This is a genomic window from Oikeobacillus pervagus, assembly GCF_030813365.1.
GTDB lineage: Bacteria > Bacillota > Bacilli > Bacillales > DSM-23947 > Oikeobacillus > Oikeobacillus pervagus.
The window spans coordinates 1-25,341 of sequence record NZ_JAUSUC010000041.1; the positions used below are offsets into that span (position 1 = coordinate 1).

General features: G+C 36.3%; 22 protein-coding genes and 1 pseudogene. 17 read left to right on the top strand and 6 right to left on the bottom strand.

Features of this window, described 5'->3' with window-relative positions; genetic code table 11:
- Nucleotides 1-2,163: 2,163 nt before the first annotated feature.
- On the top strand, nucleotides 2,164-2,271 hold the full coding sequence (locus J2S13_RS17040) for a hypothetical protein (RefSeq protein ID WP_503128656.1): 108 nt from the start codon (nucleotides 2,164-2,166) through the stop codon (nucleotides 2,269-2,271).
- On the opposite strand, the gene J2S13_RS13255 is transcribed toward J2S13_RS17040, so the two are convergent.
- Nucleotides 2,243-3,616: an MATE family efflux transporter gene (locus J2S13_RS13255; protein ID WP_307258250.1), complete on the bottom strand. Its 1,374-nt coding sequence runs from the start codon at nucleotides 3,614-3,616 to the stop codon at nucleotides 2,243-2,245. The genes J2S13_RS17040 and J2S13_RS13255 overlap by 29 nt on opposite strands.
- A 568-nt stretch (nucleotides 3,617-4,184) precedes the next feature.
- On the opposite strand from J2S13_RS13255, the gene J2S13_RS13260 reads away from it, so the two are divergent.
- A complete protein-coding gene (locus J2S13_RS13260) occupies nucleotides 4,185-4,667 on the top strand; it encodes a transposase (protein WP_307258273.1) in 483 nt (160 codons plus the stop codon).
- 42 nt (nucleotides 4,668-4,709) lie between these two features.
- On the opposite strand, the gene J2S13_RS13265 is transcribed toward J2S13_RS13260, so the two are convergent.
- Nucleotides 4,710-6,128, bottom strand: coding sequence for an FMN-binding glutamate synthase family protein (locus J2S13_RS13265; protein ID WP_307258252.1), 1,419 nt, complete (start codon nucleotides 6,126-6,128; stop codon nucleotides 4,710-4,712).
- A 243-nt stretch (nucleotides 6,129-6,371) separates the two neighbouring features.
- Between J2S13_RS13265 and J2S13_RS13270 the strand changes: the two genes are divergently transcribed.
- From J2S13_RS13270 to J2S13_RS13320, 11 genes and pseudogenes are all read left to right on the top strand, one after another.
- Nucleotides 6,372-6,629, top strand: a complete 258-nt coding sequence (locus J2S13_RS13270; RefSeq protein WP_307258253.1) for a DUF2071 domain-containing protein — start codon at nucleotides 6,372-6,374, stop codon at nucleotides 6,627-6,629.
- Nucleotides 6,620-7,065: pseudogene (locus tag J2S13_RS13275) on the top strand (DUF2071 domain-containing protein). Before J2S13_RS13270 ends, J2S13_RS13275 begins: the two are co-directional and overlap by 10 nt.
- A gap of 131 nt (nucleotides 7,066-7,196) precedes the next feature.
- Nucleotides 7,197-8,291 carry a GerAB/ArcD/ProY family transporter gene (locus J2S13_RS13280; RefSeq protein WP_307258254.1) on the top strand — a complete coding sequence of 365 codons (1,095 nt, stop codon included), beginning with the start codon at nucleotides 7,197-7,199 and terminating at the stop codon, nucleotides 8,289-8,291.
- Nucleotides 8,292-8,365: 74 nt separating this feature from the next.
- Nucleotides 8,366-9,952 carry a spore germination protein gene (locus J2S13_RS13285; protein WP_370874038.1) on the top strand — a complete coding sequence of 529 codons (1,587 nt, stop codon included), beginning with the start codon at nucleotides 8,366-8,368 and terminating at the stop codon, nucleotides 9,950-9,952.
- Between the two features lie 18 nt (nucleotides 9,953-9,970).
- A complete protein-coding gene (locus tag J2S13_RS13290; protein WP_307258255.1) occupies nucleotides 9,971-11,176 on the top strand; it encodes a Ger(x)C family spore germination protein in 1,206 nt (401 codons plus the stop codon).
- The gene (locus tag J2S13_RS13295) at nucleotides 11,177-11,398 is read left to right on the top strand and encodes a hypothetical protein (RefSeq protein WP_307258256.1); all 222 of its coding nucleotides are present in this window, start codon (nucleotides 11,177-11,179) and stop codon (nucleotides 11,396-11,398) included. It abuts the gene before it with no gap.
- 49 nt (nucleotides 11,399-11,447) lie between these two features.
- Complete coding sequence (locus tag J2S13_RS13300) at nucleotides 11,448-12,545, top strand: GerAB/ArcD/ProY family transporter (RefSeq protein ID WP_307258257.1); 1,098 nt, start codon at nucleotides 11,448-11,450, stop codon at nucleotides 12,543-12,545.
- 225 nt (nucleotides 12,546-12,770) lie between these two features.
- Nucleotides 12,771-13,805 (top strand): Delta(5) desaturase DesA, encoded by a 1,035-nt coding sequence (gene desA, locus J2S13_RS13305; protein WP_307258258.1) that lies wholly within the window; start codon nucleotides 12,771-12,773, stop codon nucleotides 13,803-13,805.
- 116 nt (nucleotides 13,806-13,921) lie between these two features.
- Nucleotides 13,922-15,043, top strand: a complete 1,122-nt coding sequence (locus tag J2S13_RS13310; RefSeq protein ID WP_307258259.1) for a sensor histidine kinase — start codon at nucleotides 13,922-13,924, stop codon at nucleotides 15,041-15,043.
- Between the two features lie 5 nt (nucleotides 15,044-15,048).
- The gene (locus J2S13_RS13315) at nucleotides 15,049-15,648 is read left to right on the top strand and encodes a response regulator transcription factor (RefSeq protein WP_307258260.1); all 600 of its coding nucleotides are present in this window, start codon (nucleotides 15,049-15,051) and stop codon (nucleotides 15,646-15,648) included.
- 133 nt (nucleotides 15,649-15,781) lie between these two features.
- Nucleotides 15,782-16,012: an excisionase family DNA-binding protein gene (locus tag J2S13_RS13320; protein WP_307258261.1), complete on the top strand. Its 231-nt coding sequence runs from the start codon at nucleotides 15,782-15,784 to the stop codon at nucleotides 16,010-16,012.
- A 246-nt stretch (nucleotides 16,013-16,258) separates the two neighbouring features.
- Here J2S13_RS13320 and J2S13_RS13325 read toward each other — a convergent pair whose 3' ends face one another.
- Nucleotides 16,259-16,609: a winged helix-turn-helix transcriptional regulator gene (locus J2S13_RS13325; RefSeq protein ID WP_307258262.1), complete on the bottom strand. Its 351-nt coding sequence runs from the start codon at nucleotides 16,607-16,609 to the stop codon at nucleotides 16,259-16,261.
- A 132-nt stretch (nucleotides 16,610-16,741) separates the two neighbouring features.
- On the opposite strand from J2S13_RS13325, the gene J2S13_RS13330 reads away from it, so the two are divergent.
- A complete protein-coding gene (locus tag J2S13_RS13330; protein ID WP_307258263.1) occupies nucleotides 16,742-17,356 on the top strand; it encodes a nitroreductase family protein in 615 nt (204 codons plus the stop codon).
- A 577-nt stretch (nucleotides 17,357-17,933) separates the two neighbouring features.
- Nucleotides 17,934-20,669, top strand: coding sequence for a P-loop NTPase family protein (locus tag J2S13_RS13335; RefSeq protein WP_307258264.1), 2,736 nt, complete (start codon nucleotides 17,934-17,936; stop codon nucleotides 20,667-20,669).
- Between the two features lie 67 nt (nucleotides 20,670-20,736).
- Here J2S13_RS13335 and J2S13_RS13340 read toward each other — a convergent pair whose 3' ends face one another.
- Complete coding sequence (locus J2S13_RS13340) at nucleotides 20,737-21,504, bottom strand: class I SAM-dependent methyltransferase (protein ID WP_307258265.1); 768 nt, start codon at nucleotides 21,502-21,504, stop codon at nucleotides 20,737-20,739.
- Nucleotides 21,505-21,607: 103 nt separating this feature from the next.
- Between J2S13_RS13340 and J2S13_RS13345 the strand changes: the two genes are divergently transcribed.
- Nucleotides 21,608-21,880 (top strand): hypothetical protein, encoded by a 273-nt coding sequence (locus J2S13_RS13345; RefSeq protein ID WP_307258266.1) that lies wholly within the window; start codon nucleotides 21,608-21,610, stop codon nucleotides 21,878-21,880.
- 17 nt (nucleotides 21,881-21,897) lie between these two features.
- On the opposite strand, the gene J2S13_RS13350 is transcribed toward J2S13_RS13345, so the two are convergent.
- Entirely contained in the window at nucleotides 21,898-23,097 is a 1,200-nt protein-coding gene (locus J2S13_RS13350; protein ID WP_307258267.1) for a class I SAM-dependent rRNA methyltransferase, read from the bottom strand.
- 193 nt (nucleotides 23,098-23,290) lie between these two features.
- Here J2S13_RS13350 and J2S13_RS13355 point away from each other — a divergent pair, with 193 nt between their 5' ends.
- Complete coding sequence (locus J2S13_RS13355; RefSeq protein WP_307258269.1) at nucleotides 23,291-24,529, top strand: hemolysin family protein; 1,239 nt, start codon at nucleotides 23,291-23,293, stop codon at nucleotides 24,527-24,529.
- 190 nt (nucleotides 24,530-24,719) lie between these two features.
- Here the strand turns inward: J2S13_RS13355 and J2S13_RS13360 are convergent, their stop codons facing one another.
- Nucleotides 24,720-25,235, bottom strand: coding sequence for a YqxI family protein (locus J2S13_RS13360; RefSeq protein WP_307258271.1), 516 nt, complete (start codon nucleotides 25,233-25,235; stop codon nucleotides 24,720-24,722).
- Between the last annotated feature and the right edge of the window lie 106 nt (nucleotides 25,236-25,341).

Here is a 25,341-nt window from a genome sequence, read left to right on the forward strand (position 1 = left end):
AATTATTGAACCGCCGTATACGGAACCGTACGTACGGTGGTGTGAGAGGGTCGAACGAATCAAAATTCCGATTCGTTCACTCTACTCGATTGTGAAACATACTGAAAAATCATGACACCATTTTTGTGCAATATTCCTTTTTTTAAAATTCGAGCGAAGCGACAACAAATAATGCTGCTTGTTTTGAAAAAAACAACAGCATTATTTGTATAAAGGTTGTAGGAGTATCCTACCAAGACAAAAACAACGTTTTTGGGGTATAGCATGCCATACCCGTAGCTTGCCCAATTTTTATCTTTCACCAATTTCAGGAAAATATATGGTCATTCCGATGTCCGATGAAAGATTTCGAGGGCTAATGGATCGGAGCTGTTTCTTCAAAAAAATCGTCAGCTGACGGATGAAAAAAATGAATTGGTTTTGCAAAAGATGCATTTAGAAGCTGAGCGAGATCATTTACACAAGGAAAATAGGCTTCTGAAGCGATTTAAAGAGGGAGCCTTGGACTATGCTCAAAAGGTACTGAAAAAGCGCTCTACAGGTGAGAAATACACTTCAAAGCAGTTTGAGAGGGATATGCTTATTAGAGGGGGCTAACCTCAAGTAAAAGTCTTTAAAACATGGCCAAAGCGATTATGAGAGATAAGAGGGCTATTTAGGTGTCTGTCAACGGTACCGGAATGAGGATAAGGAGTTGATAGACTCATCTATCCCAGACCCTCTTAGTATTGAATCGAATCCATTCCACCTTTATTTTTATAATGATTAGAAGAAAGGAGGATATCCAGATTTGAAGAAATCTTTATATGCACAATTCCTCCTTTCATGTTTTCTTCTAATCATTATTTCTTGTTTTAAAGTTACAAATTGCAGAATTACATTTCTACCTTGATATGAGACAACCATGCATTGCTGACCCGCAGGCAATGTGCGTGTACCGTTCAAAGCAAGAAAAAATGAGATCTTGGAAAGTTGATAACAAGAAATAAAGAAACCAATTAATCTTTTAAAAAAGAAATTAGAAAGTGAAGGCAATATCTATTTTAACATCAAGAAAAAATGAAATCATGGAAAGATGGCATAAAGTAAAGAAGAAATCAACTATTCTTCTAACGGGGAAAAGTTGATTTAACGTGGGGGTTGTTTCCTCATTTCGCTATCGCTCCATTCCGGTACCGTTGACAGACGCCTCAACTTGCCTTTTAATCACTTGTAAGTACAACCCCCCCTTTCCCATTTAAAAAACAAAAAGACTCTCTTAAAACGAGAGTCTGGACGCTTAAACGCTATTTTAATTAACCATTTGAACGTTTATTTTCTTTTCTAAATTTAATAATCTTATATACCAAAAATACCAGAGAGATTAAAAAAATTAACCAACCAAATTGAAAAGCTATATCCATCCAATTAATACTACTAGTATTCATAAAATCCTTCACCCTTTCTAGATACTAGAATTTAACAGAATACGTTACTGACTTTTTATAACCAATAGGCTGTCCACCTACATTTGCACCATATAATTTTGACCCTTTAGATAGTATTTTGTCACGATTGTAAAGGAGAAATGAAGGTAGATACTGCTACCTTTTGAAAAAGGAAGGTGGGGAGTCCATGGTTAATGTCATTCAAGGTATCCTAAACAAAACGTTGCAAGAAGCTTACTTGAGCCAACATCATCGAAGTGACAGAAAGCAGAGAAACGTGAAGCAAACGGTTCGTATGGTACAAATTCTACGACAACCTACACGCCCATCAATCGAGGCCACCAAGCGTTAGCGCGGTAGATGTAAAAAGTGTACAAAATAGAGTGCTTAAAATATTGGTGTAAAAGCTACACAGAGAAAAACTTGACACATACCAGGTTACTTGTACTCTTTATTAATTTATAAATATTTGATATAATTTTCTCCATGAGAAAGCCTCTTTCTACAATGTATTTGCCGTCTAGCATACATTTATGATAGAGTGCTTTCTCTTTTTTTGACTAGAAATATGCCTCAGGTACCCCCGAGTAAAATTTTACACATAATAGAGGAACCCCTTGTAACCAAAATCCATACTGTCCCCAAGTTTAAACCCTACAATAATCGCCGAAGCTTTACCATTCTGGATGTGGAAGGGCTCATCCCAGAACATCATGTCGCCCGTGTGATCGATGAGATGATCGAATCCATCCCTGATGAGCAACTGGCTGCCCATTATTCCGGCGGTGGTCGTCCTCCGTTTCATCCTAAATTGATCATGAACGGTAAAAATCATAGTTGTTAGAATCGGATGTTTGCATTCCACTATACTCCTTCTTCATCATTCTTAGGATAAAAAATACACTCATAAATCCAGTGATATTCGTAATTGATATTGTCCAATATAAATAATCTATTCGGTTATACTTAATTGTTAGATACCAACCAATTATAATAATAGTCAAAAAATAAACACTATTTAAAGTAAGTGCTAGATACCCTTTATTAATTTGCTCTAGTGTTGTAATAGTCATTAGCACTACACCAAAGAATATATAGGTTGGGGCTACTATTTTTAGAAATAATACGGCTTGCTTAATGGATGCCTCATCAATCAGCATTAATTGAGCAATGTTCATTTTAAATATGAAGATTAATGCAGACATTATGATATAGAATATTAAAGTTAATAGAGTACCTTTTTTCATAATCTGGTAGACTCTTGGATAATATAACTTTCCTGCACCTATATTATTATTAATAATTATTCCTAGTGCACTCCCGATTGCAATAGCAGGGATAATAGCAAATGTTTGAACATAGTACCCTACATTGAAGCCTGATAAAGTGGAGTGACCAAAAGGTTCAATAATTTTATTGTAAAAGAAGTTACTTAAAAAGATTATGATATAAGAAATGAAAATTGGTATACCTACTACCTTAAGGAAAAAAAGACCTTTATGGCTTAACATAAAATACTGCTTTTTTATCTTTATTAGGTTAAGTTTCATTAGTATTATGAGTGAAACAATGCATAATGTTAAAGAACTTATTAAGTTAGCATAAACAAGCGATAATACACCTTTATTCCAGTGGAAAGAAAACATATAAACAAGTGTTATATTCAGCAGTGCATAACCTATGCTAAGTATCATTGAAAGACCTAATTTCCCTATTCCTCGTAAACTAGATGATAATACCATTGCAACAATACCTAGGATATTTACTAAAAACATCAAAGTTAAAAAGTCTATGAATTTTTTAGCTACATCATCTGGCACATTATAATATTTAGCTATATAAGGGGATAAAAAATAGATGATAATCCAAACTGCTAATGAAATAGCAATACTAAGTAAGACAAAAGAAAAAATATTCTGTTTTATTCCTTCAATATCTCCTTCTCCATTTAATCTAGCTATTGATACCTGATTGCTTATTTGGAATGCTTCAATTAATGCTATTAATAAGAATGCAAAGGGGGTATACAATGATCTAACGTAAATTTCTTCTGACCCTAAATTCCCCATAAATGCAACATTAGCTAACTGAACAATTGATGTGACTATTGATGCTATTATTAGGGGAAGACTCACCCTTATTATCAAAAGGTAAATATCCTTATTCAGAAAACTTATTTCTTTAGTCATTTTTCTCACCTCTCAAATCTTAAATTTGAAGTGTGCAAATACTGATTTTATGTCGGAAATTTGTTGTTATTAAAATAATATCTCCCATCCAATTAGTACTCTTTAGAAATTTCGCTAATGTTATCCACACATGACTGGATTCTCATCACGCGTGTTGATTATGCATAATCTTCCATAAAAAACGTCAAATAGGGACATCTTCTTGTAAAATGTAAGTACGACCAAACATTAACGAGAAGAGGTCCCTATGAAACAGAATACCATGTTCCCGAATTTGATTCAAAAATTTATTTCTGATGAAGAGCTAAAACATTGATTGAGCTTGTTGGGTATGAAGATACGCACGAAAACTGAATGCGAAGACGTTGACCCAGTATCTTGTGATGGCGGCTGCCTGTGAGTGTTAAGCTTACGTTACTGTGCCGATGTCGGATCTTCAGTTGGTCTGGTCGATGTCAACTATTCCATTCTTTCGAAAAAGATGGGACAGCTTGATTTTAAGTTCATGAAGAAAGTATTTGATTTATACGTTCGTAAATGTAACTGAGCGACTCGTCGAACGTTGAACATGCCTAAACACCTGCTTCTGGTGGATTCCACCATGATCACTGTCGGAAAAACGCGACTTCCTTGGGCCGTTTATCACGTCGAACGCTTAGGCATTAAGCTTCATGTGAGTTTTTCATCAGAGACGCAAATGCCTTTGAAAGTCGTTGAATCCACTGGTCTGACACACGATGGACCCATGGGGGAACAACTTGCCGATTCTCGATTCATTTTAGTAGAAGATCGCGCCTATTATAAAATTCAACGAATCGATCGCTTTCTCGAAGAAGGACAAGATTTCGTGATTCGGATAATAGAAAACGTGGAGTTATCCAGTAAAAGGTCGTTACAACGCCTGTCACAGAAGGACTCAAACGTCACACAAGACATCACTTGTCTACTGGGCTCCATCCAATCTCGTTCCAAAAAACAGCATCGAGTGGTATTTTTCAAAGATGACGATGGACGTGAGATTCGCGTCGTTAGACTTAGCAGAAAGGTTTGATATTATTCGAATTCCAATCAACAAGAAAAAGACTCTTCTCTGTCAGTTGGGAGAATCTTTTTCTTGCTCCTTTTTCCAAGGTTCAAATGAAAAGGGAATGCCCACCATTTTGGCAGTTAATTCATCATATGATACTAAGTCATTTTTCGATAGATCTGCTAATGAACGTTTTCCCATAGCTCTTAACGCCATTTTCATTTCCTCCGTACTGGCTGTTAAAAACTTCTCTGCCGATTCAGTCCCTTCTTGAATATTAAACTGGTCTTTGTATTTCCCACTATTCCAAATCACTTGTGTAGGTGGTTCAAAAGGGAGTGCCTTTAAGTTTTGACCATGAGAGACAGCGAATAATAAGGCAGATCCAAGGTAAACGGCATCAGCTCCAAGGGCCAGAACTTTTAGGAAATGTCCAGGAGTGAAAAGGCCACCAGATATAATTAAACTAACTTGATTTCTCATTTGTAGTTTTTCAAGATGTTGGGTTGCTCGCACAAGTGCATGTAAGGTTGGGATTCCAAAGTCATCCGATAAAACTGGGGGGGCGCCAAATGTTGCTGCTTGACCTCCATCAATGGCAATATAATCTACTCCGATCTCAAGTAAATGATCAATATCTTTCTCTATTTTCCCCCCAGCCCCAATTTTTGCTCCAATCGGGACTCCACCCGTTAAATTCCGAAGCTCTCCCACTAGCTCTTTCATTTCCTTCAATGTTTGATTTTCAAAAAAATGTTCAAAAATTGTAGCATCTTCATTTTCCCCTAGTCCCATAATTTCACGAGCACGTCCTGTTAAATTGTTAGGAGAAATCTTCCCGCCCATCCCGACGAGTGCACCTTGTCCAAATTTAATTTCGATCATGTTTGCACGCTTAATAGTTGATTCCTCTTTTGACCATTCTGTTTTGGAAAATTGCAAGATGAACTTATCTGCTGTACTTAATTCTTCAGGTAAAATTCCTCCTTCACCAGAATTAATCGCTGTTCCAGTATTTTTAGCTGCTGTCGCTAATGAAAGTCTGGTTTCTTCACTCAGCGCGATTCCATAGGCCATTCCACTGATCATAAGTGGTATTTTAATTTTTAATGGCTTCTTCGCCTTGGGACCAATCGTCACATTCATATCAACATTTTCATCTCCGCTAATGGGAAAGGGGGTTGTCTGTGCAGGGATGAAGGTGATCGGATCAAAATGAGGCCATTTTTTTGAAGAACCGAGTGGACGATGGAGAACATCTCCGGATTCTGCACGTAGACTGTTTTCAAGAATATTTTGAAACCCTACATGCCGGATCCCTGGTAACAACTCCATAATATTTTCTTGATAGCTATCGGTTAAAATGATTTTTCCCATTTGTTTTACGATTTTTTTCATCATCCAACGCCAAGCAAAAAGGAAAAATAAAAGTAGAAGCACTAGCAGAGTGACCATTCCAAGTATTATCACGCTTATTGTTAACATATGATTCCTACTCCAATATCAACATAGTTATTTAATATTTATACTTTCCAGATAGAGGCAATTTATGTTAGGGGAATCGTCATTTTTTACTTATAAACAGAGAAAATGGGTGATTAATTTAATCATATGTGGCAAAGAATATAGGAAACAGTTTTTATGCAAGTTAATTGGTTAATAGAAAGGAGATGAACTTCGTGGACTATTTCAATCATGATATGGCCCATCCCTTCAAAAAGATGGATCATGCGTCAAACTTGGAGTAATCTCTTATTTCTTCATTGGCCTATTTCACCGGATAAACTGCGTCGACATATTCCAGAGTCATTACAAATTGACACTTTTAATGGGACGGCTTGGATCGGTGTCGTCGTATTTTTAATGGAAGGAGTCTACCCACGCGGATTCCGATTGATCTCTATCATCCCTCCATTTCCCGAAATCAATGTCAAAGGACATATGTTCATCATAAAGGAAAACCAGGTGTATTCTTTTTGTCTTTAGATGTCGATGACTGGGTATCATATACGATTGCCAAGAGATGGTTCCGGTTGCCTTACCATCCTTCACATATTCATTTCAGCAAAAGGGGGATACAATTTATTTTAATAGTTTACGTAAAAAAAGCGTGAACAATCTCTTCACTTCTAAAGGTTCCTATACACCATTACAAGGACCATTCCATGCAATAAAAGACACACTCGATCATTGGCTTATTGAGAGGTATTGTTTATTCAGTACAAATGGGTGCGACGTATTTTGTGGGGAAATCCATCATAGTCTTTGGCCACTGCAAAAAGTAAAAGTAGAATTTAAAGGTCATACACTTTTCGAGTCATTAGGAATTCAGCTTCCCAAAGTAGAACCCTTTTCTCATTATTCAAAAGGTGTGAATACATTTATATGGAATATTAAGAAGCTTTCATCCGTTTTCCCTTAGGATTTGATTTTGGATCAATCGTATAAAACATCCTAAGTAGAGAAATACATAAGTTAGAGGAATGGTAGAAAAAAGAGGGAGATACATATGGAGCGTGATCGTGTCAAATTGTTTGGAGAAAGGAGCAGGTGATGGAAACAGGGAAAATTTCCTCTCTTCAGATGATGATGTTGTTATATCCAACAATCGTAGCAACAAGTATTCTAGATGTTCCAAGTATCACGGCGAAATATGCCAAGCATGATTTATGGATGTCTCCAATCTTGGCATCTGTCATCGGGTTTATAACCGTTTATATTGCAGTAAAATTAAATAAATTATATCCGGATTTAACGATTATCCAAATAAGTGAGGAAATTATTGGCCGTTATGTAGGAAAAGTTATTGGGGGACTATTTTTATTCTTTTATGTTCAAACGACCGGCACAATTGTAAGATCATATGGTGAATTCATTGTAGGATCTTTTCTATTTAACACCCCAATTAGCGTGATTATGGTGTCGATGGTGGTTCTTTGCGCTTTCGCTGTATATGGTGGATTGGAAGTGTTAGGTAGAATTACTCAATTACTTTTCCCCCTTTTTACATTGCCACTGATCCTTTTAATTATCTTTCTAAGTCCTGAATTTGATTTTCTAAATATTTTTCCAATTTTAGAAGATGGAATTATGCCTCCTGTCAAGGGCGCTATTGTCCCAGCGGGATGGTTCACAGAATTTTTTCTTATTGCTTTTCTCCTTCCATTTTTAGTAGACCGAGAAAAAGGAATGAAGTACGGGATGGTTTCGGTTTTGATCGTAATGATCACGTTAGTTTTGGTAAACTTGATCGTCCTTTTTGTGTTTGGCACAACAACAGCCTCAAAAGTTTATCCGTTGATGGATGTTAGTCGATATATTAGTGTAGCTGATTTCTTCGAGAATTTGGAGTCTGTTACGATGGCTGTTTGGATTGGTGGGGCATTTGTGAAGACCGCTGTTTTTTATTATGCAGCTGCCATCGGAACAGCTCAGTTGTTGAACTTAAAGGATTATCGTTCTGTAATTTGGCCAATAGGAATTCTGATCATCGAATTTAGTTTTTGGTCGGTAAATAGTTCGATGGATCTTGAATCGTATTTAAATAGAACCTTTCCTTTATATGCTTTTATAATTCAAACATCGATTCCACTGTTTTTACTTGTCTTAGCTACTATTCGGAAAAGAAAGAGCGCTTTCCATTCCTAAATCACATAAGTTTGATTGTATAAAACAACCAGAATGACAAAACATAGGAAAAGGAGATAGATGGGGGGATTAACTTGATTCGTAATGTAAGTAAGTTATTGGGAAAATCAAAAGTAAAGCAGAAATCAAAACAAAATCATGATCAGATTTCTGCTTCCAACCTACAGGATCTCCTTCAAAAAGATTTCAATCAAAACGTTGAAGCACTTCGATCTATCTATGAAAATTGTTCCGATGTTACTTTTCATCCTTTTCTAATCTTTGGGGAAACAAGAGCGATGATTATCTATATTGAAGGGATTTCAAACACCGAAGGAATCGAGAAATTTGTTCTTACCCCGCTCATATCGGAAATCGGCAGTGAATCCAAGCAAACAAAAGAGTTAATTAAAAATAAACTGCCTTTAACGAAGATGTCTAAAGTGACGAGGTTAGCTGAATGTGTTGAATCCATTTCATCTGGGAATCCGATCCTTCTATATGAAGGAGGTGGGGATGGCTTTTCCTTAGGATTGGCCCAATGGGAAAAGCGAAGTATTGAAGAACCTGTTGCTGAGTCAGGTATTAGGGGCCCTCGTGAAGGATTTAATGAATCTCTACAGATCAATACCTCTCAACTAAGACGTATTATTAAGAGCCCTGCATTAAAATTACAAACAATGAAAATTGGGAAGTATACGAAAACGACTGTAGCTATTGCTTATATAGAGGGACTTGCTGATCAGACATTAATTGAAGAAGTAACAAATCGGCTGAAACGCATTGATATTGATGGTGTTTTGGAAAGTGAATATATTGAGGAAATGATTGAGGATAATCCGTATTCCCCCTTTCCTCAAGTGTTATCAACGGAGCGACCTGATATTGCCTGTGCAAATTTGTTAGAGGGACGTGTCCTTATTTTAGTTGAGGGAACTCCCTTTTCATTAATTGCTCCCATTTCCTTTTTTTCATTGCTTCAATCACAGGAGGATTATTATCAACGCTTTATGATTGCTACGATGACAAGATGGTTACGCTATGGATTTCTTTTTGTCTCCCTCTTGTTTCCTTCATTGTACGTAGCTGTTTTGACGTTTCATCAAGAGATGATTCCTAGCGCCTTATTGCTTAGTGTATCCTCTTCAAGGGAGGCCGTCCCTTTTCCTGCCATAGTAGAGGCGATCATTATGGAAATCACCTTTGAGGCCATAAGAGAAGCAGGAATCCGATTGCCAAAACAAATTGGATCCGCCGTTAGTATTGTGGGGGCACTTGTCATTGGGGAAGCAGCTGTGCAGGCGGGATTAGTTTCAGCACCAATGGTCATTGTTGTAGCCATTACAGGAATCGCTTCGTTTATGATGCCTCGATATGTTGCTGAATCGACAATCCGAATGCTTCGTTTTCCGATCATTTTCTTTGCTGGTACATTAGGATTACTAGGTATTATGATGGGGGTTCTGGCAATTGCCATTCACTTATGCACCTTACGTTCCTTTGGAGTACCTTACTTATCTCCATTAGCACCAATGAAGGGGATTGAACTAAAAGATGTGCTGTGGAAATCTCCATTATGGATGATGGATCAACGTCCACATCTTACTGGGGAGTCTAATGAATATCGTCAATCTGCGAGTCTTGCTCCCAGTCCAAAACGAGGAGGGGAAGCGGAAAATTAAAGCTGAAGGTGATCACCAATGGTGAAGGCTAAAAATAAATATTACTTTATGAAACACGTTCCTTTCTTTGTCGTCTTTTGCATGTCGATTTTTTTGTTAAGTGGATGTTGGGATCGAGTGGAGATTAATGATATTGCGATTGTCACAGGAACAGCCATTGATAAAAGGAAAGGGAAGGGGATTGAACTTTCACTGCAAGTTTTTGTCCCTAGTTCAATAAGTAGTGGTGGTGGTGGCACTCAAGGCGGAGGAGGAGGTCCCCTTACGTTAGTAGTGACACAGAAAGGAAAAAATATGGCAGATGCCTTATCGAAAATTCAAAGTGAATTACCCCGTCGAATCTTTTGGGGACAGTGCAAAGTGTTTATTTTTAGTGAAAAGGTTGCGAAAGAAGGAATCAAGGATCATTTGGATTTCTTACTGCGCCACCCACAGCCAAGAGAGAGAGCTTATGTATTTGTCAGCCAAGGAAAAGCGAAGCATATTCTTGATTTAAAGGCGGTTTTAGAACGTCATTCTGCAGAGGGGGTTCGGGAGTTAGCTGATTTACGTGTTGGATTAAAGGCAACATTACAGAATTTAGATGAAATGCTTAAGAGCGAAAGCGAGTCTTCAGCTCTTCCTTATCTCGTGACTTTCAAAGGAAAAAAGAGTGGTCAAGAAAACCCAGAGTTTCTCAAAATATTCGGTTCTGCCGTATTAAAAAAGGGGAAAATGATTGGGAAAATCTCAGAAAAAAATACAAGGGGAGTATTATGGTTGCGAGATGAAATAAAGGAATACACGGTTACAGTAGATCCAAAAAATATAGAAGGAGATGTCTCTTTAAATCCTGTATCCGCTCATATCAATATGATTCCAAAAATTAAGAATGGAAAGTGGAAAATGACGGTGAAGATTAAAACAGAAGGGGAAGCAGTACAAAATCGAATGGATGTAAGTATTATAGACTCCAAAACAATCAAGGAGATAGAAAAATCTTACCAAGAAGCGATTAAGAAACGAATCAATACGGCTATACGATTATCGCAGCATAAATTAAAAGCGGATATTTTAAACTTCGGGAAGGAGTTTCATCGAAAGTATCCTAAAGAGTGGAAAAAGGTGGCCAAACGTTGGGAAGAGGTATTTCCAGAAGTCGAAGTGGAACTTGATATAGATGCACATGTTCGCAGAAAAGGGATAATTCATAAGTCGAAGGGAATAGAGGAGGAAGGATTTTAAATGAGATGGGAGGCATTTGGGGGTACAGCGGTCATTATCGTAGTGATCATCTTATTTCAATGGCCAAAAGTGAAACAGAATCCTGCTAAAGACAAAATAGCTTTTTTCATGTTACTTGTCATCGGATGGGGACTGTCCATGTTTGATCTTCCGCATATGGGAGGGCCTTTAACATGGATAGAAGCCCTTCTTAAGCCATTTGCACGCTTTATGGAAACGTAACGGTCATGATGGATAATGAAGTCAATATGTGTATAGAAAGGAGATCATGATGGCGAAAGGCAAAATTTCCTCCCTGCAGATGATGATGTTAATGTACCCGACGATTGTAGCGACAGGTATTCTATCTGTACCAAGCATCACAGCGGAACATGCTGGTCATGATTTATGGCTCTCTCCCGTTATCGCTTCCATCATGGGATTTGCAACCGTTTTTATTGCCGTGAGATTGAATAAATTATATCCCGATTTAACCATTATTCAAATCAGTGAGGAAATTTTGGGCCGATATATCGGGAAAATAATGGGGTTTGTCTTTTTGTTTTTTTATGTTCAAATAACTGGCCAAATTGTCAGATCCTACGGTGAATTTATTGTTGGTTCTTTTCTTTTTCAAACCCCCATCAGTGTGGTGATGTCCTTGATGGTTCTTCTTTGCGCTTTTGTTGTGAACGCGGGATTAGAGGTATTGGGGCGTATGGCTCAATTGTTATTTCCGTTGTTTGTTCTTCCCATTATTACGTTAATCATCTTATTAAGCAATGATTTTGATTTCGGAAATCTTCTTCCTTTTTTGGAAGATGGGTTGATGCCTCCTATTAAGGGGGCTATTGTCCCAATGGGATGGTTTACAGAATTCTTTCTTGTTATTTTCCTCCTTCCATTAGTAGTAGAACAGGCAAAAGGGATGAAGTATGGGATGATAACAGTTTTGGCTGTTTCGGTCACACTAACTATAGTGAATTTGATCGTTTTACTTGTATTTGGTACGACTATTGCTTCTAAAGTATATCCATTGATGGATGTAAGTCGATACATAAGTGCCGCTGACTTTTTTGAAAATTTGGAGTCCGTCACAATGGCTGTTTGGATTGTAGGAGCTTTTGTAAAGATTGCTGTTTTTTATTACGCAGTTGCGATCGGTACAGCCCAATGGTTAAACCTTTCAGATTATCGACCTGTGATTTGGCCAATAGGAATTTTAATCATTGAATTTAGCTTTTGGTCATTGCCTAGTTCAATGGAGCTTACCAATTATATAAGCAAGATCTTTCCTTTTTATGCTACTATTATCCAAACCCTGATTCCGGTTTTACTACTCGTGATTGCAGTGATACGGAAAAAAAGGAAGAAAATAGTTTCGAGCTAGTGTTGTTTAGGATTCACCTTTTGATATGAACGTATATCGACTTCACGATTACTACTTAACAGTTTAACAAATTTGATTACTTAAGATTTTACACATTATAAATACTAATTTTAACAGTGCAACCATGACATTTATCATGTTTTGTATATGACACGTATGTCTGCAAACGATTTCTCTTTTTTTATATAATTTTGATAATAACAAAAGAAAGGGAAATGGTAATCCATGACTAAACAAAAGCAAATGATGTTAAGGAAACAAATGGCTCCTTATGAACATTCTGATACAAAGAATAGTATTCGGCAGATTTTAAATACATTTCTCCCTTTTTTCCTCCTATGGTATTTGGCTTATGAAAGCCTTTCTTATTCATATTGGCTTACATTAGTTTTTGCCACTGTCGCAGCAGGGTTTTTGACACGAATTTTCATAATTTTTCATGATTGTTGTCATTACTCCTTCTTTAAAAGTCGAAAAGCGAATAAAATTCTCGGCTCGATTTCCGGAATATTGACACTTTTTCCGTATTATCAATGGCAACATAGCCATTCTGTTCATCATGCAACAAGCGGGAATTTAGATAAGCGTGGCACGGGTGATATTTGGGTATTGACGGTAGAAGAATATGTTTCAGCGCCGCTATGGCTAAAAATCAGCTATCGCATCTATCGAAATCCGTTTGTAATGTTCATTTTAGGTCCTATTTATGTCTTTTTGATTACGAATCGCTTTAACCGAAAAGAGGCAAAGAAAAAAGAACGCATGAATACGTATATGACAAATATAGTGATTGTATTCATCATTGCGTTACTTTGTTACACTATTGGGTGGCAGTCGTTCTTATTAGTACAGGTTCCTATTTTTATGATCTCAGGAGCTTTCGGTATTTGGCTTTTTTACGTGCAGCATACGTTTGAAGACTCGTATTTTGAAGAGGATGAACATTGGGAGTATGTGAAGGCAGCTGTTGAGGGAAGTTCTTATTATAAACTTCCGAAAGCTTTACAATGGATAACAGGGAATATCGGTTATCACCATGTCCATCATTTAAGTCCGCGAGTGCCGAATTATAAGCTTGAAGCAGCCCATAATCATTCCGAACCTTTACAGAACGTTCCGACCATCACGTTAATGACAAGCTTGCGTTCGCTTAAATTCCGTTTATGGGATGAAAAAGAAAAGCAATTTGTTGGATTTAAAGAAGTAAAAAAATTAATGAAATTAAAGAGAATGACATTTCAGACAAAACAACAAAATTAATAAAGGTCTTCTCTTGCGACTTCAACAATGGATATTCTTTGTTTATAGTCGTAAGAGAAGAAGTGGTATGATAATAGGTAGTGCTGGAATTTGTTGAATAAGAATGAGGTTCTTATATGTTAAAAAAGTATTTAATGATTCAAAGAGGGAACGGTATTTCACCATATATTTGGGCAATTCTTTGCATATTGCCATTTTATTTTATCTTTCAGTCTTCTTCAACGGTAGAGATTGTTGTAGGAGTTTTTCTAACTATTTTATTTTTCATCTTCTATCGAATTGCCTTTATTTCTAAAGGATGGCCTGTTTATGTATGGACCTTTATTTTAATTGGGATCTCGGTTACGTCAACGAGCCTTTTCAGCTATGTTTACTTTGCCTTTTTCCTAGCTTACTTTATCGGAAATATTAAGGAACGCAAGACTTTTCTAACATTATATTTCATCCACCTCATCATCACCTCAGTTTCCATCAATTTTAGTATCGTTCAACATGAAGCATTGTTTCTTAAGCAACTGCCATTTGTCATTATTATTTGGGTCAGCGTAATTCTACTCCCTTTCAGCATTTATAATCGGAAAGAGAAGGGACAACTTGAGGAAAAGTTGGAAGATGCGAATAAAAGGATTTCCGAATTAATTAAATTGGAAGAAAGACAGCGGATCTCCCGTGATCTTCATGATACATTAGGGCAAAAACTTTCGCTTATTGGGTTGAAAAGTGATTTAGCTCGTAAGTTAATTAATAAAAATCCCGAGCAAGCACGACAAGAGTTAAAAGATGTACAACAAACTGCAAGAACAGCCTTAAACGAAGTACGTAAGATGGTTTCGTCGATGCGTGGTATTCGATTGAAAGATGAGCTTGTTCGAGTGAAGCAAATATTTTCAGCTGCGGAAATTTCCTTTTCTGTACCTGAAGAAGTTACATTTCGCAATGTTTCTTTATTAACAGAGAATATTTTAAGTATGTGTCTAAAAGAAGCTGTAACAAATGTCGTGAAACATAGTGAGGCAACATATTGTTCCATATCGATCGAACAGACGAGGATGGAAGTGGTCATCACGATTAAAGATAATGGTGTTTTCAAGGGAAAAGGTGAAAGCGGGAATGGTCTAATGGGAATGAAGGAACGTTTGGAGTTTGTAAATGGAAGCATAGAGTTATTAACAGAGCAAGGAACGACTTTAATTATTAAAGTGCCGAATGATGCGAAACAAATGGATAAGGAGGAATGAGAGGATTGATTACAATCGTTATTGCTGAAGACCAGAAGCTTCTACTAGGGGCGTTCGGTTCATTACTCGATTTAGAAGAGGATATGAAAGTGGTCGGAAAGGCCTCTAATGGAGAAGAGGCGATAGCACTTGTACGGAAATTCCAACCTAATATTTGTATGATGGATATTGAAATGCCCGGAAAGAGCGGGCTAGAAGCAGCGGAGGAATTGCAAAGTCATCCATGCAAAATCATTATTTTAACAACATTTGCACGTTCAGGATATTTTCAACGGGCATTAAAGGCCGGTGTTAGTGGCTATTTATTAAAAGATAGCCCAAGTGACGAATTGGCCGACTCCATTCGCAGCATTATGGCAGGAAAACGAATCTATGCACCAGAACTAATCGAAGATATTTATAGTGAAGAAAACCCTCTAACTGTTCGGGAAAAAGAAGTGCTGGAACTCGTTGCAGACGGAAAAAGCACGAAAGAAATTGCCGATACTTTAAGTATTAAAGCAGGGACCGTTCGCAATTATATTTCTGCCATCCTCGATAAGTTAGAGGTGAAAAATCGAATCGAGGCAATTACACAATCGAAGAAAAAAGGCTGGTTTAAATAATTTTTTTTGAACAGAATCATTGCTTTTTTTCAGATGTATGGAAGAATAAAGAATGCCTACGAAAGCTATAAAATGAGCACAATTATGACTGTTTACTTCCAATTTTTATTTCACTAAAAGGATATGAAAGCGAATGTACTTAACGATAAAAGAAACTGCAGAATACTTAGAGTTTCCAGAATCCTATATTGAAAGCTTAGTATACCAAAAGAAAATTCGAGCAATTCATGATGGAGAACAGTTTTTAATCAATAAGGACCAATTCACCACTCACATCGAGCAAATGGAAAATTACAGAAAACTCGTAGAAGAAATTTTGAGTGAGCCGATACCGGAAGATATAGATGTGAAGGATGAAGATTAATTCGTTTAGAGGAGTTATTTGAAGAGACTTCTCTTTTTTATTATGGCTCATTTTAAAGAGGAAAATCATATTGAAAGCGAAAAAACCTATATCCACATAATGCCAATAACCCCATTCACGAGGATCTAGGGTATTATTTGACAGCTGAATTCGAAAAAGTAATCGATGAAGGATTCAAAGGATTTGGAAAACCAGAGTGGATGAAAGATCGTAAATAATGTAGGAAACAACGAAGATGAGTTGTCATCACTTGTCTTCGTTGTTTTTCTTCACCCACTTCACGATGGCCTCGATCACAATATCAAACTCCATTCCCAACTTGGTTAACTCGTATTCAACTTTCTTTGGGGAAGAGGCAACGACTTTCTTAATGACTAATCCGGAATTTTCCAGTTCCTTTAAACGCTCAGTCAGGAGTCTGTCAGATATACCGGGGATGGCTGTCATGAGTTCATGGTATCTTTTAGGGCCTTCTAACAAATGATAAATGATTACACCTATCCAACGTTTCCCGATAAATTCAATGGTATCATGGAATTCATTGCACATATTTTGCTGCTCTTTTTCTGAACAATGGACTTGTTTTGAATTTTCCATTATAAAAACCCCTGTTTTTTATTATTTTTTTTATCATATCATAGAAGTTATTCCTTGATAAATTATACTTACTAATAGTAAGCTATATTTTGTACTTACTTAAGGTAAGTTAAATAAAGGAGGAATCAATTTATGTCTAATTTATCCACCATTATTAAGGAACGCCATTCGGTGAGAAAATATAATCCAACGGTTAAAATTGCTCGTGAAGAAATATTGGGGATGCTTCAAGAAGCGACATTAGCTCCATCTTCTAGCAACCTACAACCTTGGGAATTTATTGTAATCGATGACCCAGAAGTGAAAAAAGAATTAAGGCTGATTGCCATGAACCAAGAACAAGTTGAAACATCATCAGCTGTTATTGCGGTACTTGGTGATAAAGAAATGTATCATAACATTGACCAAGTGTATCGCAGTAGCTATGAAGCGGGATTTATGGATAAAGCGAACATGGAACGCTTAATCGCGAGCTCGAAAAACGCTTACCCGAATGCTTCAGAGGAAATTCGCAAAAATATTGCTTCCTTTGATGCCGGGCTCATTTCAATGCAATTGATGCTTATTGCAAAAGATAGAGGATATGATACTGTCCCGATGGGGGGCTTTGATAAAGCGAAATTTGCAGAAAGATTCGATGTTCCTGAACGCTATTTTCCAATCGTGTTAATTGCTTTAGGAAAGGCGGCAGCACCAGCCTTTAAAACAACTCGAATTCCATTAGGAGAAAAAGTTCGTTTCGTGTAAGACGAAATCTTCATTCAGTGGGGGCTCTTCATCCCCCACTGATAGTAAAATCTTCATATCCTTCATTAGAAAGTAATCTCTCATTACGTAATTCCCTTTTTTGATTGGCTTACCCATATGACTAAAAGTGTCATTTTTAAAATTCTCTCTATAAAATTACATGATTCACAACCCAAGTTTACTTTTATTTTCAAAAATATGGTTTTAATTTATCCTGCTATAGATATGTTTTTGAAGTGAATAAGAATAATATCTTATTTTTAATCCATATGGTTTAGATGAAGTGAATAAGGTTAGGTAGATAGAATGACTTTCTTCTGTATGGAGTGGGGAAATTTATCATTTGGATAGAAGTTACTCTGTTTCTAGGAAGAACCGCTTAGTTCTGAAGTAGGAATGAAAGGAGTGGTTAGATAGGGGAGGCTTGTCATATTCTTGTCATTATTATATTTTTGAACAAATAAACGGATAATGTCGATTCATTGATATTGTTTCATTATATAAGTTTGATAGAATATTTAAATAAGATCATCTTTTTTACGGACAAATAACTATTTTGAATAACGGGGGATTCTTTATGAAATTGGAGGAACAGCTGATTTATAAAGAGTATTACATATCGTTTTTAGAGGGAAAGGAGGGAGATCATCCTGTTGCAATTCTTGGGGACGCCTATTTCAAGGAACAAGAAAAAGAAAGATTTGACTTGTCCTATATTCGATTTGCACAAGGTGAAGTCTATTATCATCATAAAGACTATGAGACGGCCATTTTTAAATGGGGCCAAATTCAGAACGAGCTTCAAGGGTGGGCTCGAAAGAATATGGGAGATGCCTATTTTGAATTAGGGATGTTTACGAATGCGGAAGAATTATATAAATCCATTAAGACAGATAATTCTACCCTTCAGTCGGAGATCGCTTTGCAATTATTTACTTTGTATATAAAAGAAGGAAGGCAACATTTTGCAAATGATACGATCCAAAAAGCCCTTTCATTAAATCCTGATTATCCTAATGTTACGACGATCGCTCGCACTTTTTTTGAGGAGAATTCAGATTGGGTGAATGCGGTAAAACTAGCGATGGAGGAAGCAATTCGAACAGAATCTCTTTCTTGGTTCGATCTCTTTAAATCCTATGTTAGGGAGGGGAGAGTGCGTCATTTACAACCGATTGAATATAAGGAAATGTTAATAATCCTTTATAAATTGGATCAGCATCGTTTTGAAGATTTGATCATTGCTATCTGGGATGAATATAAGCATCAGAACTTGTCCTTTACTTGGCTTTGGAATATGAATGAATTAATTTTACAGCTTGACCTCCAACAAGATGATGTCTGGAATCACTTACCTTTGCTTTACAGAGAAACGTATAATGAGCTTTTACAAGGAGTTTATCCGATTGGTGATTTGAAAGAGGCAATGCCAAACCTTTTATCTGCCTGGGTTAAAATAACCGATGATGAACAGCGATTATATGCTTCTTCAGCTCTAATAGCATGGAATGAAGTGTTTCCTTCGACCATTAGTGAGGCAAGTGTCTATAATGCCGAACAATTGGTACGCCGTGGGGGAATGGAAAAGAGAGCGTTAGAGAAATGTATTCAAGTATTTGAATCCATTCAGGAATGGGCTGGAAACCAACGTGTAGAAACGGATACCCGATTAAGATGGCTAATTCAGGAACTTGCTAATTTTCAAACGCAGCATCTGATGGTAATCGGAACTGAACCGTCGAAGAAACCTTCCATGTTTCAAATGTTATTTGGGGATCAAGTGATGGGAGATTTCCCCTCTAAAGCAATAATGATGTATAGTGATTTTGATGATATTGACATCCGTGAAATGACCTATACATATGAACGGGATATTTCGGGGTTATCTGAATTTTACGACACGATTGAAAACGCGGAGAACATTGAACAATCCTTGTTTGATTTTAAACTTCCCAATCATTTCTTACAGAAGCATGCATTAACCTTAGTGGATACTCCTGAACTTGATCAACATGTTGATTGGCAGGAAACATTCCGCTATATTCCTTTCGCAGATCAAGTATTATTTTTATTAAATGCTGAGACACCACTGAATGAACAAAAGTGTGAAGTGATAAAGAAAACAAAGGAGATTTCCCGTGATATACCAATCCACTTTTTCCTAAATATTGATTCGATTCCTTCTGATAAAGTAGAAGAAGTAGTGAAGGAAACGGAGAAAACAATAAAGGAATACGCTAAAGATGCACCATTAAGAACGTTTACGAAAAATAATCAACGTCAACTTTTACAAGATCTAGAAGAGGTGAGTTCGTCTTTTTCCATTGAGGAAAGCTCACGTGTGAAAAAAATACTGTACTACTTGCAAATGTTGGTCTCCTCCATGTGGCAACAACGAACAGATATTGAAAATGACTATATGGACCGTATTCATTGGAATCAGGATATGCAGGAAAGACTTAATGGAGCGATTCATCAACTTAAAGATTTAGAAGAGGATAAAACAAATAAACTCACAACTTCCTATAGCCAAATATTTGACGAAATAAAAAAAGAACTAATGGAGAAAATCCCGAATATTTTGAGGGAATGTACGGATATTATTAAAGAAGAAAGCGATTTTCGGACGATGCATGATAAATTAAATCAGGTCATGAATGAAAGGGTACAGAACTACTTACAGCATACTACTTTGCCGCTCGTTCATCGTTCTTTTCAAGAGTGGATTCAAACTTCAAAAGAGGAGTTTGACCAAGCTCAGAATTTTTTAAATGATATGTGTGACGGGTTTAATTTTATGTACGGGGAAGAGCGATTGAAATTCGATTGTGACTATAAAATTTTAGATGATTGGCATCGTGATGGTGAGCGGATGACGGTGCGTGCACAGTTGGAGAATGAAAATATATTAAATTGGCAATCGCCGTCCCAAATGTTCCTAAAAAGCGCAGGGAAAATACTAGGGGCACTTCAACAAAATCAATTATTTTTAAAAAATCAATTCAAGAAATTTATTGAAAATCATGACTATGAAGATGTGACAAAGTCCATTATGACAAAGTTCTTCATCCCGTTTGATCTTTTTGGACAATCACTAGATCGGGACATTAAAGCGTTTTTCAAACAACCGTTCGATGTACTAGTTCAAGAGGAGAAAACCGTTCAAGCACTCGTTGTGGACAATGAAAGAAAGTTAGCTGAATTAAGAACCAATTCAGAGCTATTTGAAGACCCTTTAAATCTTTTCAAGGTAAGATTGCATCAGTACAGTAATATGGTAAATATAGAAGAAGTGTATGAGTATGGAATATAGTGATTTTAAGTAGAGGATGACCTTTAGGACATCCTCTTTTTTAGGTTTATTTTTTAAGATTCTTAAACTACTCCTTTATACCAATTACTCGAATTCGTTTATAATCTGCTAACCAATGTCCATCTTGATAAAGAGGGGTGTTTTTTAACTGTTGTTGAACATTTTGTATAATGGTTTCCTTAATATCCTCCTGTATATTTTCAAACATTGTTCCACCAAACATCTGAAGCCACTGCTGGATTCCGTTTTCTCCGTCCAATGGTGTTGGACGATCAAAGTGTTGGGCAAACATAACGCGAAAGCCCACTTGCTCCATTAGACTTGTGTACTCTCCAATACTAGGAAAATACCAGGGAAACGATTCGTATGGAAATGGGATTCCAACTTTTTCAAACTGCAAGACTAATTCTTTTGTTATCGTTTGAACATTTCCTTTTCCACCAAATTCAGCTACAAGGCGTCCCCCATGTTTGAGAGAGGTGTATATGTTTTGCAAAGCTTTTTCTGGAGGGTGGATCCAATGTAAGGTGGCATTAGAAAAAAACGCATCGAACTTTTCTACAAATTGTAACTGAATGGCATCACAAACATGAAAGGCTAAATCAGGGTATTTTCGTTTTGCCTGTTCAATCATATTGCTTGATTGGTCAACTCCGGTTATATTGACCCCTTGTCCAGAGATTTGAAAAGCTAAATCTCCTGTTCCACAGCCAAGGTCGAGAATAGATTCTCCTTTTATTGGATTTAATAAATCTACTAAACTTTCCCCAAATTTCGATACAAAGGCGTGTTTTTGATCGTAAAGATACGGATTCCATTGATCAGCATCTACCATTTTAATTTCCTCCTTACAGTCGGTTGATTAATTGAATGATACTACATTTTGATTATAATGATAATTAACAATATTACGAAAAAATAAAGGAGGAAGTTCACCTGTGGATATGAAGTGGGTAAAAACATTCATCATTGCGGCGAAGTATGAAAATTTCAGGAAAGCATCGGGAGTTTTCTATTTGCTAGCTACAATGGTCAAAGAGGAGATAAAATCAAAAAGATTAATGCAGGTAACATCTAAATGGAGCAGGCAGTTACGTTCTTATACTTATGTTGTGACAAAGATTGAAACATCTGAAACGAAAAAGTTCTTATCTTTTTTAAACAAACATTTAAAAGTAAAAAAGGCCCTGAACATGCGAGAGCCTTTGTGATATGTTTGGATCAATTTTTAATTTAGTTTTTGGATAAATACAACCTTTAAATAATTCCCTTCTTTAAATGATGGGGTTGTTTGAAAGTCTTGTGGAAGTGAAAACTCTTCTAATAGTTTATATTTTCCATTAGATTCTTTAAAAGCTGTGTCGATAAATCCTTTGAATTTTTTGATGTCAAATGTACTACAGTTCGTGGATGCGACGATGACCCCATTTTTTTCTGTAATGGCAATCGTTTCTTTTAAAAGGTCTTTATAATCTTTATTGGCACTAAATGTATGTTTTTTTGAACGGGCAAAGCTAGGTGGATCAAGAATAACTAGATCGAATGTTAGTTGTTTTCTAGCTGCATATTTAAAATAATGAAAGACATCTTCTACGATGATATCTTGTGCCTCGAAATCAATCCCGTTTATAGCAAATTGCTCAATCGTTTTTCCTTTACTGCGATTGGCAAGATCGACACTAGTTGTTTTATTTGCTCCTCCTAAAGTAGCAAAAACAGAGAACATTCCTGTATAGGAAAATGTATTTAACATATTTTTTCCCTTTGCATAGCGGTCTTTTATCGTTTTTCTTACTTCACGTTGATCAAGAAAAACTCCGACCATGGCACTTTCATTTAAATAGATCGCCATATTCACTCCGTTTTCCTTTACAATAAGCGGAAATTCTCCCCGTTCTCCCTTAACAAAATCATCTTCTTCCACATATTTACCTGCAGGTGCAAATCGTTTCTTTTGATAGATACCTTTATAATGAGGAACGCATTTTTCTAATGCGTCGATGATCATCGGCTTGAATTTATAAATGCCTTCGCTATACCAATTGATTAAATAGTACCCATCAAAAGCATCAATTGTAACCCCGCCAATTCCATCTCCTTCTCCGTTAAATACACGAAAGGCATTTGTTTCTTTGCTGTCGTAAAAATTTTTTCTTTTTTGAATAGCGGCAGATATTTTCTTAACAAAAAACGCTTCATCAATTTTTTCATTTTCTTTTGAAGTTAAGATCCAGCCATTCCCTTTGTTTTGTTTTCCGAGATACCCCTTCCCAATAAAAGAATTTCTCCCATCGACTAGTTTCACAATGGTTCCTTCTTCGTCCATACAATCAAGATTTTCAATGGCTGTTTTTAAAAGAAGGGGATAGCCATTTTTATATTGCTTCTCATATTTCTTTTTTACTTTCAAGGTTATTTCCGTTGTCATAATTTCACCAATTTCCCTATCATTTTATCCCTAAACATGTATTTCCAAATCATTATAACAAAATATACGATAGAGAAAAAATGCTGGATAGGGATGTTGAATAGTAATTGTTTCTTGATTTTTCTATTTAGTGTTACAATGTATAAAAATTATACTTAAATATTTCCCAAACATCTGAGGAGTTGAACCTTTTTTGTTATTCGCTATTCTTTTTTTTATGTTGATGTCTTTCTTTTTATCTGGCAGTGAGACCGCTTTAACTGCTGTGAACAAAATGAAAATTCAATCAAGAGCCAAACAACATGATAAAGCATCACAAAAGCTTTTAAAACTGGTTTCTAAACCAGATGAATTAATTACAAGTATTTTAATTGGAAATAATATTGCCAATATTATGCTCCCAACCCTTGTGACGATGATTGCGATTGATTACGGGATCAATGTCGGGGTGGCAACAGGGATATTAACCGTTGTTTTGATTATTTTTGCAGAGGTGTTACCTAAGACAATTGCCGCTACATTTTCAGAAAGAATTGCTTATTTTGTCGCCCCTATGATTAGCATCTTATTGATTCTATTGAAACCTGTTACGTTTTTGCTTTCTAAATTTACAAATATCGTGATTCGTTTCTTATCTAAAGGGGAAATCAAGAAAGCAACCATTTCAAAAGAGGAATTTAAAACGATGATTGATATTGCTTATACTCAAGGGACATTTCAAACAGAAGAATCGAAGCGGATTAAAAGAGCCATTGACTTTTATAGTATGGATGTCCGTGATGCCTTGAAAACACCACGTGTCGATCTTGCGGGCATTCCGGTTGAGAGCTCATTTGATGAGGCAAGACAAATTGTTTTAAATAATCATTACACAAGATACCCTATTTATAAAGAGGATATGGATAATATTATTGGGGTATTTCATTCAAAATTTCTCATTGAATGGTCAATGCACCCACATAAAAAACTGGTTGATTTTACCGACACCCACCCGCTCTTTGTCGTAGAGTCGACGTCTATTGAGAGAGTCTTTAAAATGATGCTGAAGGAAAAGAAACATTTATCCATCGTCCTAGATGAATACGGTGGGACTATGGGGATTATCACACATGAGGATATTATTGAAGCGATGATTGGACAGGAGATTGAAGATGAAACCGATGATCCTGAAGAAGTGTTGATTGACGAATTAACGGATTCCGAAATTATTTGTAATGGGAAATTAACGATCCGTCAATTGAACGACGTTTTTAAAATTAAACTTCCTGAAGAGACAGATGTACTATCTGGCTTTATTTTTACCCAACTAAGCCATGTACCAATAGAAGGAGAGACATTTGAATTCCAACATCTCCATTTTGAAATTCTGGAGGTTGAAAAAAATAAAATAAACTTAGTGAAAATAACGAAGAAAACACATGTAAAGAGTTAGATAACCTTAATATAAAAAGGCCCAGGTTTCGGTACCGACCCCCGAAAGTTAGAGTAGAAAATCTAACTTTCGGGGGTAACCACCCTCTACTTAGAAAGGGACTTTTTATTTTTCGTTTTTATTAATTTTGATTGGGAACTGAACGTAGAAAACATAATAATGGTCTTCGTCACTCATAATTACTTAATTTTTATAAAATATATTTGACAATAAAATCAGCAATCATATCAGCATATTTATCTGGAACACCAGCTTTAGTTAATGCGTTTGCTATCCCCCACCATGAATATGTTTCAAGAGTGTCCATTGCATTATTGATTTTAGTACCGTATTTTTTTACGGCATCACGAACAGATTTAATAGGAATAGTATCTGCATGATCAACCATGAATTTAACAGCCTTTTTAACAGCCTTTTTAACAGCTGCAAGTTTCCATTCAGGAGTAACTTCTCCTGTTTGATTTACTTGGGTTTTTACATAAAGACTATATCGAGTTAACTCTTTCTGTGAAACTTTTTCTTTTTTTATGGCTTTAGCTAACTCATTATTTGACGTTGTTAATGTATTTTGCGTTTGATCTAGTTGAGATGTTTCAGAAGTAGGAGCAGGATTAGCAATTTTTGATGCTGCAGCAGCAGGTGAAGCTAAAGCACCAAATAAAAGTGACGAACTTAATGCGAATGTTAGAACTTTTTTGGTTTTCATAAATTAACCTGAATTATTCACCGCAATCTAAAACTTTGAGAATTTCATGAAATTTATAACGCTAAGGGAAATTGAGACCGAAAAAATAGCCTAGTTAGAGACGATT